We start from the raw sequence: 13,921 nt of genomic DNA, 5'->3' as shown, positions 1-13,921 counted from the left end.
ACGGGGGACAAGCCCCCTCGCCACGGGTTTTGTGCACTCTCCTGATTTAGCCCGCATCCTCCAGGATCAAGTCAGCGCCCTTCTCCGCCACCATCAACACCGCCGCATGGGTATTGCCCGACGTCACGTTGGGGAAGATCGACGCATCGACAATGCGCAGCCCTTCCAGCCCATGCACCTTCAAGCGCTTGTCCACCACTGACACCTGCGGGTCCGAGCCCATGGCGCAGGAGCCGCACAGGTGGTAGATCGAGCCGCTGTTCTCGCGGAAGTATTGCAGCATCTGCTCGTCGGTCTGCACCGCCGCGCCGGGTAGCACCTCGGCCACGGTGATGCCCTTGAGCGCTGGCGCCTGCATGATCTTGCGCATCAACCGACTGCCCTGGATCACCTCGTCGATGTCCTTCTGGGTGCTCAGGTAGTTGGGGTCGATCAGCGCCGCGTCCCGTGGATTTTTCGAGGCGATGCGGATGGTGCCCCGGCTGGTCGGCCGGCACGGGTTGAAGCACAGCAGGAAGCCGGAATACGGCTCGGGCTTGAGGCTGGCCTTGTTGTTTTTCGGGATCTGGTACGACAGCGGGTTGAAGTACAGCTGCAGGTTCGGGTCCTTCTGTTCGTCGTTGCCGCGAAAGAAGCCGCCGGCCTGGTTGACGCTCATCGCCAGCGCGCCCTTGCGGGTCAGCAGGTATTTCAAACCCAGCTTGAGCTGGCCGAACAGCGAGCTGAGTTCGTCGTTCAGCGTCGGGATGTTGGCCTTGTAGTAGTAGCTGGCGCACAGATGGTCCTGCAGGTTTTCGCCCACTGCCGGCAGGTGCTTGACCAACGGGATGTTGTGTTCAGCCAGCAGGTGCTGGTCGGCCACACCGGACAATTGCAGGATCTTCGGCGTGTCCACCGCGCCGGCACACAGGATCACTTCCTTGCGCGCCGTGAAGGTGCGCGTCACGCCATGCTGGGTGACGGCAATGCCCGTGGCGCGTTGCTGATCGTCGAACAGCACGCGATCCACCAACGCATGCAACTCCACCGTCAGATTGGAACGGCCGAGCGCCGGGTGCAGGTGCGCAAAGCTGCTGGAACAACGTTCACCATTGCGCGTGTTGACGTCATACAAACCGGCGCCTTCGAAGTTCGGGCCGTTGAAGTCGTCGCTGTAGGCATAGCCCAATTGCTCGCAGCCCTTGAGGAACACGTCGCAGATCGGATGGGTCTGGCCCTTCATCGGCGTGATGCTGATGGGGCCGCTGCCGCCGTGGTACTCGGTGTCGCCCAGCGGGTGGTTTTCCAGCTTGCGGAAATACGGCAGTACGTCCGCAAAACCCCAGCCGTCGTTGCCGTTGGCGGCCCAGTCGTTGAAGTCATGGGCCTGGCCGCGCACGTAGATCATGGCGTTGATCGAGCCCGATCCACCCTGCACTTTGCCGCGCGGCGCGTAAATTTCACGCCCGGCCAACTGCTTTTGTGGCTGGCTGTAGTACATCCAGTTGAAGGTCGGGTTGTAATACATCTTGGCGAAACCGACCGGAATCTTGAACCACCAGGAGCTGTCCTTGCCGCCGGCTTCCAGCAGCAACACGGAGTGTTCGCCCGAGGCGGACAACCGGTTGGCCAGGATGCAGCCTGCGGCGCCAGCGCCGGCGATGATGTAGTCATATGTCATTCACGGTTACCGCATCAGTCGTTTTTTTTAGCCCTTGGCGGGCGAAGTGTCTTTCACGTCAGCCGGCGTCGGCGCCATTTGCAGGTGCAGGCGTTCCCCGGTGTACGGCGTGTGCTTGCGCACCACGTCCATGTTCAGTTCAACCCCCAGGCCCGGTTCGGTGGACGGGATGATGTAGCCGTCCTCCCATTGCAGCGGCTTGGTCAGCACTTCGGCATGGAAACCGCCCCAGGTCATGATGCTTTCCTGGATCAGGAAGTTCGGCGTGCACGTGGCCAGCTGAAAGCTCGCCGCTGCGCCAATCGGCCCGTTGTACAAATGCGGGGCGATTTGCGCGTAGTAAGCCTCGGCCATGCTCGCGATTTTCTTCGCCTCCAGCAGCCCACCGCAGCGCGCCACATTCATCTGCAGGATCGACGCACCGCCGGCCTGCAGCAGCTTGAAGAACTCATACTTGGTGGTCAGGCGCTCGCCGGTGGCGATCGGGATACTGGTCTTGGCCGCGACCTGGGCCATGGCGTCTTCCTGGCCCGGTGGCACCGGCTCTTCGAACCACAGCGGGTCGTATTTCTCCAGGCGCTTGGCCAGGCGGATTGCCGACGACGGCACCATCTGCCCGTGGGTGCCGAACAGCAGGTCGCACTTGTCGCCCACCGCTTCGCGGATCTTGCGGCAGAAGGTCTCGCAGCGCTCCAGCACCTCAAGGGAGATCTGGTGGCCCGAATACGCGGTGTACGGGCCGGCCGGGTCGAATTTCACGGCGGTGAAGCCTTTGTTCATGTTCTCGATGGCGCACTCGGCGGCCAGGTCCGGGTCGTCATAGTCGTACTCGCCCTGACTGTTGACCGGGTACAGGTAGGTGTAGGAACGCAGACGCTCGTTGACCTTGCCGCCGAGCAGCTCGTAAACCGGCTTGTTGGCGGCCTTGCCGATGATGTCCCAGCAGGCCATTTCCAGGCCGCTGACCACGCCCATCATGGTCAGGTCCGGGCGCTGGGTAAAACCGCTGGAATAGGCCTGGCGGAAGAAACGCTCGATATGGTGCGGGTCGTGGTTGAGCAGGTAGCGCTCGAACACATCCTCGATGATCGGCAGCATGGCCTTGGGGCCGAAGGTGGCGGCGTAGATCTCGCCGACGCCTTCGATGCCGCAGTCGGTCTTGAGCTTGACGAACAGCCAGTACATGCCACCGATGTGCGGCGGCGGGACAGCAACGATATGGGTTTCAAGGGCGACGATTTTCATCTCAGGCACCTGTCTGGTTGAATTTTTTACGGTTGATTCGGGCGCGCAGGGTCAAGGCCGCAAGGGTGCCGAGCACGCCGATGAAGGCGATGTAGCCGAAATACAGGTTGTAACCGGCCTTGCCTGGGTAGGTGTCGGTCAGGTAGCCGTTGATCAGCGGGATAAAGGTGTCCGGCAGGTAACCCACCACCGAGACAATGCCGATGGCCAGGCCGGTGATGCGCAGCGGAATGTCGCAGCTGTCGAGGATCGCCCAGTACAGGCCACGGATCGCGTAGGTCATCAAACCGATGAAAATCACCGTGCCGATCAGCAGGCCCAGGCTGTTGAATGCCGGGAATACGATCAGCCCGACCATCGCCAGGGTCACCAGCGCCAGTGCGACGATCAGCACCGAAATATTCGAGAACTTGTCCCCCAGCCAGCCGCCGCCGATGCCACCGATGGGACGCATCCACAGCTTGATGGTGGTGATGGTGCCGGCCATCACAGCGGTCATGCCGCTGCCTTGCAGGTAGTCGGAGAAACTGTAGGTAGCCCAGAACATGTGGTAACCGCAGAACACGATGGCGGTCACCAGCCACAGCTCGGGGATTTTCACCAACGTGGTCAAGTCAGCGATGAGGTTGAACTTGCCCTTCTCCACCGCCGCTGTCTCGGTCATGGACTTGGGATCCTTGAGCAACACCAGCACGCAGCCGATGGCGATGCACACAAAGGAATACAGGTAGACCACGTGCTTGAAGCCCTCGGCCGCCGTCTCGCTGCGGCTCTCGGTGGCATAGGCGAACAGGCCCAGGGCCACGGTGGCCAACAGCGCCTCGACCAGCCCGCGACCGCCATCGAGGATGCCAAAGAAACGGCCTTGCTCGGTGTGGTGCGCGATCATCTTCACGCGCTTGAGCACCGAGGCCCAGAACGTCAGGCCGGTGGTCAGGCCCCAGCAACCGAAAATGATCATCAGGCCGGTCATCGACGGCACCGTCGAATACCACAGGCCCAACCCACCGGTGGCAACCAGCGAGAAGAAGATCAGGAAGCGTGGCGGCAAGCGGTCGGCCAACCAGCCGCTGGGCAAGTAACTGAGCAGGAAGATCGTGCCGAGCATGGAATACAGATAGCCCAGCTCGCTGTGGTTGATGTGGAACACATCGAGCATGGTGGTCTGGTAAACCTGGCGCAGGTAGAGGATCGGGTAGATCGCCCCTGCGGCCAGTACCAGCAACATCAATTGGAAATAGCGACTGGCGGTGTCATTTGCCGCGGGCACGGCAACAGGAACCTGGGCAACGGGTGCAGGCTTGGACATCATTCGGACCTCAGGCACCCGATGCACGGGTGCCCCGATAATTGTTTTTATTAAAGGTGTCGCGGGTGTGCGTGGATCAGTACTTCATGACCACCAAGCGGGTCTGGGTGAACTCAAGCATCCCGTGCTTACCGTCATCGCCGCCCAGCCCTGAGCGTTTCCAGCCGGCGTGGAAACCCTGGTACGGGTCCGCCGGTGTGCGATTGACGTACAACTCGCCGGCTTCGATGGCATTCGCCACTTTCATCGCCGTGCGGTAGTTCTCGGTGTAAAGCACCGACGACAGGCCGAACTGGTGGTCGTTGGCCATGGCCAGTGCTTCATCGATGTCGCGGTACTTGAGCACCGGCAGTACCGGGCCGAAGATTTCCTCCTGGATGATTTCCATGTCCTGGCGGCAGCCGCTGAGCAGGGTCGGCGGGTAGAAATGCCCTGGACCTTCAGGCAGCACGCCGCCCACTTCCAGTACAGCACCGGCGGCGACGGCGCGCTCGACCATGGCGTGGATATTCTGTTGCGAGCTGGCGTTGACCAACGGGCCCATCAGGCTGGCGTCGGTTGCACGGTCGCCGAACTTCACGGCGCTGATCTTGCTTTTGAGCAGGGCCAAAAACGCGTCATAGATGCTTTCGTGCACATACACGCGCTCCACCGCCGTGCACAGCTGGCCGCAGTGGGTGGTCTTGGAGGCAACAATGGCGCTGGCGGCTTTTTCCAGGTCCGCATCGGCCTCGATGATCGCCGGGGTCTTGCCGCCCAACTCCAGCGAGGGCTTGGCGATGTTGGCCTTGCAGTAATCCAGCACAATGCGCCCAGCATTCACGCTGCCGGTGAGGGTAATCAAACCGACCGCCTTGTGGGTGCAGACACTGGCGGCAGTGGCATGGTCCATGGTCAGGATATTGATGACGCCGGCTGGAATTCCGGCCTTGACCACGGCTTTGGCGATTTCAAACGCCGACAGCGGCGTGTTGTTGCTCGGCCGCACCACCACCGTATTGCCTGCGATCAGCGCCGGGGCGATCTTGCGCAACAGGGTGTAGACCGGGTAGTTGAACGGGATCAGGCAAGCCACGACGCCAATCGGCTCGCGTTGCAGGAACAGGTTTTCGTCCGGGGTATCGCTGGGGATGATCTCGCCTTCGATCCGGCGTGCCCATTCGGCGTGGTAGCGGGTGATCTGCGCGGCGTAGCGCGCTTCGTTGCTGGCGTCACTGACGCTCTTGCCCGACTCGCTGGCCAGCGCCGTACCGATGGCTTCAGCGCAGCTGTCCAGGGCATCGGCAAAGGCACGCAGGTGTTCGGCGCGTTCGATACTGGTGAGTTTGCCCCAGGTTTTCTGGGCGATGGCGGCGGCGTCGACGGCGGCAATCGCCTCCTCGGCGGTGGCAGCGCTGACGTGGCCGACCAGGGTTTCGGTGGCCGGGTTGTAGACGGCGATCAGTGCGTCACTGGCAGGTTCGACAAAGTGACCGTTGAAAAAATTGCGCTCGAGTTGCATGTGGTTCGCCCAACGTTGTTGTTATCCGAGTGACATGCAGTCTTGTCATCGGCCAGCCGTTGGACAAACGATTTATTGCGTGGGGTAACGTGCGAAAAACGCAGGTTAGTCGGTTTTTACCCTCAGAGCCCGCGTTGGCGCAGCCACTGCAGGAAGCCCTTCTTCACGGGTACCACGGGCGCCTCCTGGGTCAAGGCCTGCGCGGCGTGCAGGCGGAAATCCAGCAGGGTCTTCATGGCTTCGCTGATGTCGTGGCGCGCATCCAGGCACGGTTTCAAGTATTCCTTCTCGATGCGGTACAGGGTGCAGAAGGTCTTGGCCGAAAAATCCGCCAGCGCCGCCTGGTCCGACAGAATCCCCGCCTCACCGATCACCTCCCCTGGCCCCATGCGCCCGGCTTCGAACTTGTGCCCGCCCTTGATCAACATCACCGAGACCACGCCGGATTCGACGATAAACAAATGATCGCTGACCTCCCCGGGCCGGCAGGATCATGTCGCCGGCGCGGTAGGTGTGCAGGGTCATGTTCTGGCTGAAGGTATCTTTCTCTTCCTGGCGCAAGGTGGAGAAAATCGACGAACGCTCCAGCAATGCACGGGCGGCTGACATGGCCGCAGGCGCGCTGCTTTCCGTGGCCGAGAGCAAGCCGACACCCGCCGCTTGCAGGTGACGGAAGGCCAGGTCGTAAAGCTGGTTGCGCACCTCGCGCTTGAGGGCCATGGCCGGTACAAAACCGCTGATTTCATATTCGACGCCACCACTGGCGGACGTTTTGAACGCCACACTCGGCGCCGGCTTGCCCAGCAGCGGCCGACACCCCTGCATCGCACGCTCCAGCGCCTCGATCACCGTTTGCGGGCGCGCATGGGGGCTGACTTGCAGGCTGACCGACAGGCCGAACATGTCCGCCGGGCGCGAGAAGTTGATGATCTTGGCCTTGGCCGCCAGGGAATTGGGGATCACTGCCAGGCTGCCCTGGGAGGTTTGCAGGCGCGTGGCGCGCCAGTCGATGTCGGTCACCCGGCCTTCGGTTCCGTCAATGGAGATCCAGTCATCGATCTGGTACGGCTTGGTGGTGTTGAGCACGATCCCGGAAAACACATCGCTCAGCGTGCTTTGCAGCGCCAGGCCGACAATGATAGCCACCGCGCCGGACGTAGCGAGCACACCCTTGACCGGCAGGTCGAGCACATAGGCCATGGCGGCGATGATCGCGATCAGGAAAATCACGGCGCCGACCAGGTCCTGCAACAGGCGCCCGGTGTGCCCGACCCGCTGCATCATCACCGCACCCAGCAATACCGTGAGAGTACGCGCCGCGAACAGCCACCAGCCAATCTGCAAGGCGGTGGCCGCGAGGTGCAAGGCGGTGTTGTCCGCATAGGGCGCCACTTGCATGGGGTTCATGCCGTCGTTGAACAGCACGGCGCTGTACACAGCAAAGATCGCCAACCGCGCCGCGAGCTTCCAGTTGGCGAGGTTGACGGAAATAAGGCGCCACACGGCGATGTCGATAAAGATCAGCGCCAGGGCGCACAGCATCGGGTGATCAGCGATAAATGAGGGCATCCAGGCGACTCCAGGGCGAATGCCGTGAAGATCGCATGAAATGCCGCTGCAGGGTATAGCGGGCGTGCTTACATCTGCCCGAAACGACCGGATTGAAAGTCCGCAAACGCCTGATGAATCTCCTGCTCGGTATTCATCACGAACGGCCCATGCCCGACGATGGGTTCGTCGATGGGTTCGCCACTGAGCAGCAACACCTTGGCGTCGTCGTTGGCCTCCAATATCAGCTGGCGACCATCACGCTCAAACAGCGCCAATTGCCCTTGGCGCGCAACCTCCTCGCCATTGACCAACACCGTACCATTCAGGATCACCAGGGCGGTGTTACGTCCTTCGTGCAGATCCAACGTGACGGGTTTGCCGGCGTTGAGGCGCAAGTCCCACACGTCGATGGGCGTAAACGTACGCGCCGGGCCCTGGACGCTTGCGAATTCACCGGCAATCAGGCGCAATTGTCCAGCGTCGTCGGCCAGTGGAAGTACTGGAATGTCACCGTCGACAATGGTCTGGTAACCGGCGTCGGCCATTTTGTCCTTGGCCGGCAGGTTGACCCACAGTTGCACCATCTCCAGCGCGCCGCCGCTGCGGGCGAAGGCTTCGGAGTGGAACTCTTCGTGGAGAATGCCTTTGGCGGCCGTCATCCATTGCACGTCGCCGGGGCCGATGGTGCCACCGGCGCCGGTGGAATCGCGGTGTTCAACTTCGCCATCGTAGACGATGGTCACCGTCTCAAAGCCGCGATGAGGGTGTTGGCCGACGCCGCGACGTTGTTCGGTCGGGGTGAAATCTGCTGGACCGGCGTGGTCCAGCAGCAGGAATGGGCTGATGTGTTTGCCCAGGGTGTCGTAGGAAAACAGCGTGCGCACCGGGAAACCGTCGCCGACCCAATGGCCGCGAGGGCTGGTGTAGATGCCGATAAGCTTTTTCATGGTGTACCTCCAAAGTGCCTACACCATAAGTCGGCTGGCGGTTGAGCACTAGCCGGCAAAAGCAGCTTGGATCGTCCTACGTATAGGACAATCCCTTGACTTGGCGCTGACGCAGCAGATGAAACGCGACAAAGGCCGTCAGCGCAAAACAGGCCTGGATAATGATCATCGGCGCGGCACTGCCATCGCGCAGTTGGCTCAGTAACACACCGCTGCAGGTGGCGCCGAACATCTGCGCAAACCCCATCAGGCCTGCCGCCAGGCCAGCGCGGTGCGCGTTGGGCATGACGCCCCCGGTGACCGAGCCCGGCAACACCAGGCCGCCGCCAAGCGTGACCAGTGCGATCGGAATATCCAGGCCGAGTACCGACAGGCCAAACAGTGCATAAATGACCAGCGCGGACACACCGCCGACGGCGACCATCGTCACGCCCATCGCCACAATCCGCTGCGGGCCCAGACGCATGATGTTGCGTCGGGTGTAGGTGGAACCGACGATCAGCATCGACACGATCAGGCCGAAATTGATGCCGTACTCAAGCGTGCTGAAGCCCAGTAGATTGATGAACACCGCCGAAGAACCGGCGATCACCGCAAACATCGCGCCGTAGGTGCACGCCAAGGCCACGGCGAACGCACGGTATTGGCGGCCCTTGAGCAGATCCAGGTACTGCCCGCCGAGGGTGCGCCAGTGACCGGCCTTGGGATCCAGGAAATGGTTGCTCTCGCGAAAGAACAGCAAGGCCAGCAGTAACACCACGCTGCCAATCACCAGCGCCAGGACGATCGGCGCGTGCCAGCCGAACAGTTTGATCAACAGGCCACCGACCATCGGTGCCACCACAATGGCGTAGAGCATGCCGATCATGGTCAACGCAAGTGCAGGCCCCGCCTCGGCCTTCCACACATCCCGCACCACCGTGCGTGCGAGTACCAACGCGGCGCAGGCGCCCAGGCCTTGCAGCACGCGGGCGGCGATGAACTGGTGGATGTCGTGGACCAGCAGCATCGACAAGGTCGCCAGCACGTACAGCACCAGGCCGCCGATCAGCACCGGGCGCCGGCCAATGCGGTCCGATAGCGGGCCGAACAGCAATTGTCCAAGACCGAAAGCAGCCACAAACGCCGACAGCGCCATGAGTGCCGAACCGGCTGGCGCTGCGAGTGCCTGCTCGATGGCGCCGAGGCCGGGAATGATCAATTGGGTTGAAACCTCACCCAGTGCCGTCAGGGCCACCAGTAAAAACAACAGGCTTCGCGAGGGGACCGGGGCGTTTCTCATGGGGGACATCCGGGGGGCTGGATTAATTTATATTTCGACCATAATATGCGTAAAAAATTATGTCCATAATTTTTTGCCCAATGGTTACCCCCCCGGAGCCCGCCATGCACCCTCTTCCCTTGCGTCTTCTCACGCCCCTGGCCCTGTTGATCGTCCTCAACGGTTGCAACAGCAAGGCCGACACCGCCGCCGAAGTGACTCAGCCACGCCCGGTCCTCGCCGCCAAAGTCGAAGCCGCCGGCACTCAGCAGAGCGCCTACACCGGCGTGGTTGCAGCACGTACCGAAAGCGACCTGGGTTTCCGGGTCAGCGGCAAGGTCATCGAACGCAAGGTCGACCCCGGCCAGCATGTTTCCCGTGGCGACACGCTGCTGGTGCTGGACATCGGCGACTTCGAACTGGCCCTGCGCTCGGCGAAAAATCGCGTCAACGCCGCCCAGGCGCAACTGCGCCAGCGCCGTGACGACGAAAACCGCTACCAGCGCCTGGCCAACACCGGCGCCGTGTCGCGGCAGATCTTCGACCAGTCCGCGACCAACCTGCGGGTGGCCGAAGCCGAACTGGCCTCGGCGCAATCCGACGCCAGCCAGATCGAAAACCGTCGCACCTACTCCGTACTCAAGGGCCGATGGCGACGGCATCATCACCGACGTGCGTGTGGATCGCGGCCAGGTGGTCGCCGAAGGGCAGATTGTTGCGCGCCTGGCCCATGACGGCGCCCGCGAAGCTATCGTCAACCTGCCAGAAAACCAGCGCGACCAAGCCTCACAAAAAGCCCTGGCCTTCCCCTTCGGCGCCCCGGACCAGGCGGTGACCGCCACGTTGCGCGAACTTTCTGCCAGCGCCGACCCGACCACCCGCACCTACCGCGCCCGCTACGTGCTGCACGGGGCCGTCGACCGCTTCGCCCTCGGTTCCACCATCACCGTACGCCTGCAAGGCAACGGCCAGGCCCAGCAAACCCGCGTGCCCATTGGCGCACTGCAGGACTCGGGACAAGGCACCGGCGTGTGGCTGATCGGCGCGGACGATAAAGTCAGTTTCGCTCCCGTGAACGTCGCCAGCCTCGGCCAGGAAGACGCGCTGCTCAACAGTGGCGTTGCCCCCGGCCAGATCATCGTTGCCCTCGGCGCACACCTGTTGCACAGCGGTGACGCCGTGCGCCTGCTGCCCTCGCAAATACTGGCCCTCAACCGCAAACAGGACAACTGAGCATGCGCGGTATCAACCTCTCGGAACTGGCGGTCAAGCATCGCGCGGTCACGCTGTTCCTGATCATCGCGATCCTGGCGGCCGGGATCTTCTCGTTCGGCAAGCTGGGTCGCGCCGAAGACCCCTCCTTCACCGTCAAGGTGATGACCATCACCGCCGCCTGGCCCGGCGCCACCGCCCAGGAAATGCAGGAACAGGTGGCCGATCGCCTGGAAAAACGCCTGCAGGAACTGGATTACTACGACCGTGTCGAGACCATCGCCCAACCCGGTTTCGTGTCGATGCGCATGACCTACAAGGAGTCCACGCGCCCCAGCGAAATCCAGGACTTGTTCTACCAAACCCGCAAAAAACTCAGTGATGAAGCTGCGAAGCTGCCCAAGGGCGTGATCGGACCATTCTTCAACGATGAATATTCCGATGTGTACTTCGCGCTGTACGCCCTGGAAGCTGAACACCTGCCCCATCGGCAACAGGTGCAGATGGCCGAAGACCTGCGCCAGGGTTTGCTCAACCTGCCGGGGGTGAAGAAGGTCAATATCCTTGGCGAGCAGGCGCAGCGAGTGTTCGTGGAGTTTTCCTACGAGCGCCTGGCAACCCTGGGCATCAAGCCGGATCAGATATTTTCTGCATTGGCCGCACAAAACGCCGTGGCGCCGTCGGGCTTCGTCGAGACCGCCGGGGCCCGCGCCTATATCCGGATCGACGGTGCGTTCGACAGCCTGTCGCTGATCGAAAACGTGCCGCTGGAAGTCAATGGCCGCGTGTTGCGAATCGCCGATGTGGCCACCGTCAGCCGTGGTTATGAAGACCCGCCCAGCTACCGCATCCGCCATCAGGGCGACCCGGCGTTGATGCTGGGTGTGATCATGGAGAAACACTGGAACGGCCTCGAACTGGACAAGAGCCTCAAGGCCCAGGAAGCCAGGATCCAGGCCGACCTGCCGCTGGGCGTGAACTTCGCCAAGGTTTCCGACCAGGCGAAAAACATCAGCCTGGCGGTGAACGAGTTCATGCTGAAATTCTTCGTCGCCCTCGCGGTGGTGATGGTGATCAGCCTGTTGGCCCTGGGTTTCCGTGTGGGCCTGGTGGTGGCGGCAGCGGTGCCGCTGACCTTGTCGGTGGTGTTTGTGATCATGCTGCTGACCGGGCGTGAATTCGACCGCATCACCCTCGGCGCGCTGATCATTTCCCTGGGTTTGCTGGTGGATGACGCGATCATCGCCATTGAAATGATGGTGGTGAAGCTTGAGGAAGGTTTCGACCGGATTCACGCCGCCACCTTTGCCTGGAGTTCCACGGCAGCGCCGATGCTGACCGGCACGCTGGTCACCATCATCGGCTTTCTGCCGGTGGGCTTTGCCCGTTCCGGTGCCGGGGAATATGCCGGCAATATCTTCTGGATCGTCGGGTTTGCGCTGATCTCGTCCTGGCTGGTGGCCGTGGTGTTCACGCCTTACCTGGGCGTGAAACTGCTGCCGCAGATCAAGCCTGTGCCGGGCGGCCATGATGCAATCTATGCCGGGCGTTACTATCAGAAGCTGCGGGCATTGGTCGAAGCGTGTGTACGTGGGCGCTGGCTGGTCACCGGCCTGGTGGTGGCGGCGTTTGTGCTGTGCGTGCTGGGCATGGGCGTGGTGAAGAAGCAGTTCTTCCCCAACTCCGACCGTTCCGAGCTGATTCTCGAGGTGTACATGCCGCCCGGCAGTGCCTTCAAAAGCACCGAAGCGGTGGCCGCGCAGCTGGAAAAAGCCCTGCTGCAAGAGCCGCAAACCACACTGGTCGACACCTACGTGGGCGGCGGCGCGCCACGCTTCTTCCTGTCGCTGAACCCCGAACTGCCGGACCCGGCGTTTGCCAAGCTGATCGTGCAGACCCCGGACTCCCACGCGCGCGACGCTTTGAAACTGCGCATGCGTGAACGCATTGCGGCCGGTGAGTTTCCTGCGGCGCGGGTGCGCGTGACGCAGTTGCTGTTCGGCCCGCCAGTGCCGTTCCCGGTGGTGTTCCGTGTGTCCGGCCCCAATGTGGATGTGCTGCGCGGCGTCTCCGAAGACGTGCGCAAAGTGGTCGCCGCCAACAACCTGACCAAGGACGCCTTCCTCGATTGGGGCGAGCGTACCAGCGGTTATCGCCTGGTGCTGGATCAAGACCGCCTGCGTTTGCTGGGTTTCACGCCCAATGAAGTCAAGTCCCAGCTCAATGCCTTGCTCAGCGGCAACCCGATCACCGAAGTGCGTGAGGGCAACCGCACCGTCTCCGTGGTCGCCCGCGCCCAGGGCAGCCAACGCGAAGACCTCGGCAACCTCAACAACATGACCCTGACCAACAGCGCCGGCACCTCGGTGCCATTGGCCCAGGTCGGGCATTTCCAGGCAGTGATGGAAGAGCCGATCCTCAAGCGCCGCAACCGCGCGACCACCGTGGAAGTGCGCGCCGATATCATCGACGGCGTGCAACCGCCCGACGTGGAGATGGCCGTGTACAAAGACCTGCAACCGCTGATCGCCAAGCTGCCCGCCGGTTACCAGATCGACATCGGCGGCCCGGTGGAAGAAAGCGCCAAGGCCAACGTCGCCCTGGCCGCGCTGTTCCCGATCATGATCCTGCTGACCCTCACGGTGATCATGTTCCAGGTGCGGTCGTTCGGCGTGATGTTCATGGTCTTCGCCACGGCGCCGCTGGGGTTGATCGGCGCGGTGCCGACCTTGCTGCTGTTCAACCAGCCGTTCGGCTTCAACGCGATCCTGGGCTTGATCGGGATTGGCGGGATCCTCATGCGTAACACGCTGATCTTTACCGACCAGATCCGCCAGAACCAGGAGCACGGCATGGCGATTCGCGAAGCCATCGTCGAAGCCACGGTGCGCCGCGCACGACCGGTGATCCTCACTGCACTGGCAGCGGCGCTGGCGTTTATTCCGCTGACACTGTCGGTGTTCTGGTCGTCCCTGGCTTACGTGCTGATCGGCGGGGTGCTGGTGGGCACGCTGTTGACGCTGTTGTTTTTGCCGGCGCTGTGCAGTTTGGTGCTGGGGCGAGAGAAGACGAAAACTGTCGAAACTTCCCACATAACTGCCGGATAAGCTCTACTCCCCTCCCCTGAAAAGGTCCGCAAAGTCCCTCGCCTGAATACACAGTGCGAGGGATTGCGGATGGATTTTCTTTTTAGTGCTTTGCCTTTTTGTGCGTCATCTGTGGGGAATCGGCGCCG

General features: G+C 62.2%; 7 protein-coding genes and 2 pseudogenes. 2 read left to right on the top strand and 7 right to left on the bottom strand.

Annotated elements, in window-relative coordinates:
- Window positions 1-46: 46 nt before the first annotated feature.
- From AYR47_RS21405 to AYR47_RS21375, 7 genes and pseudogenes are all read right to left on the bottom strand, one after another.
- Complete coding sequence (locus AYR47_RS21405; protein WP_033901667.1) at window positions 47-1,660, bottom strand: GMC family oxidoreductase; 1,614 nt, start codon at window positions 1,658-1,660, stop codon at window positions 47-49.
- A gap of 27 nt (window positions 1,661-1,687) precedes the next feature.
- Window positions 1,688-2,905 carry a mandelate racemase/muconate lactonizing enzyme family protein gene (locus AYR47_RS21400; protein WP_061436746.1) on the bottom strand — a complete coding sequence of 406 codons (1,218 nt, stop codon included), beginning with the start codon at window positions 2,903-2,905 and terminating at the stop codon, window positions 1,688-1,690.
- A gap of 1 nt (window position 2,906) precedes the next feature.
- Window positions 2,907-4,214 (bottom strand): MFS transporter, encoded by a 1,308-nt coding sequence (locus AYR47_RS21395; protein ID WP_061449464.1) that lies wholly within the window; start codon window positions 4,212-4,214, stop codon window positions 2,907-2,909.
- Between the two features lie 76 nt (window positions 4,215-4,290).
- Window positions 4,291-5,715: an aldehyde dehydrogenase gene (aldA, locus tag AYR47_RS21390; protein WP_033901672.1), complete on the bottom strand. Its 1,425-nt coding sequence runs from the start codon at window positions 5,713-5,715 to the stop codon at window positions 4,291-4,293.
- 122 nt (window positions 5,716-5,837) lie between these two features.
- Window positions 5,838-7,284, bottom strand: a pseudogene (locus AYR47_RS21385) (mechanosensitive ion channel domain-containing protein).
- 68 nt (window positions 7,285-7,352) lie between these two features.
- Window positions 7,353-8,213: a pirin family protein gene (locus tag AYR47_RS21380; RefSeq protein WP_061436744.1), complete on the bottom strand. Its 861-nt coding sequence runs from the start codon at window positions 8,211-8,213 to the stop codon at window positions 7,353-7,355.
- A 76-nt stretch (window positions 8,214-8,289) separates the two neighbouring features.
- Window positions 8,290-9,495 (bottom strand): multidrug effflux MFS transporter, encoded by a 1,206-nt coding sequence (locus tag AYR47_RS21375; RefSeq protein WP_061436743.1) that lies wholly within the window; start codon window positions 9,493-9,495, stop codon window positions 8,290-8,292.
- 104 nt (window positions 9,496-9,599) lie between these two features.
- On the opposite strand from AYR47_RS21375, the pseudogene AYR47_RS21370 reads away from it, so the two are divergent.
- A pseudogene (locus AYR47_RS21370) lies at window positions 9,600-10,707 on the top strand (efflux RND transporter periplasmic adaptor subunit).
- Window positions 10,708-10,709: 2 nt separating this feature from the next.
- Window positions 10,710-13,793, top strand: coding sequence for an efflux RND transporter permease subunit (locus AYR47_RS21365; protein ID WP_061436741.1), 3,084 nt, complete (start codon window positions 10,710-10,712; stop codon window positions 13,791-13,793).
- The last annotated feature ends 128 nt before the right edge of the window (window positions 13,794-13,921 follow it).

It is taken from the genome of Pseudomonas azotoformans, from assembly GCF_001579805.1.
Lineage (GTDB): Bacteria > Pseudomonadota > Gammaproteobacteria > Pseudomonadales > Pseudomonadaceae > Aquipseudomonas > Aquipseudomonas azotoformans_A.
The sequence above is the reverse complement of the archived record's forward strand: the minus strand, read 5'-3'. Positions and strand labels throughout refer to the sequence as shown.

Coding starts and splice junctions, on each gene's coding strand:
- AYR47_RS21380 (WP_061436744.1), bottom strand. CDS start 8,213: ATGAAAAAGCTTATCGGCATCTACACCAGCCCTCGCGGCCATTGGGTC.
- AYR47_RS21400 (WP_061436746.1), bottom strand. CDS start 2,905: ATGAAAATCGTCGCCCTTGAAACCCATATCGTTGCTGTCCCGCCGCCG.
- AYR47_RS21365 (WP_061436741.1), top strand. CDS start 10,710: ATGCGCGGTATCAACCTCTCGGAACTGGCGGTCAAGCATCGCGCGGTC.
- AYR47_RS21405 (WP_033901667.1), bottom strand. CDS start 1,660: ATGACATATGACTACATCATCGCCGGCGCTGGCGCCGCAGGCTGCATC.
- AYR47_RS21395 (WP_061449464.1), bottom strand. CDS start 4,214: ATGTCCAAGCCTGCACCCGTTGCCCAGGTTCCTGTTGCCGTGCCCGCG.
- aldA (WP_033901672.1), bottom strand. CDS start 5,715: ATGCAACTCGAGCGCAATTTTTTCAACGGTCACTTTGTCGAACCTGCC.
- AYR47_RS21375 (WP_061436743.1), bottom strand. CDS start 9,495: ATGAGAAACGCCCCGGTCCCCTCGCGAAGCCTGTTGTTTTTACTGGTG.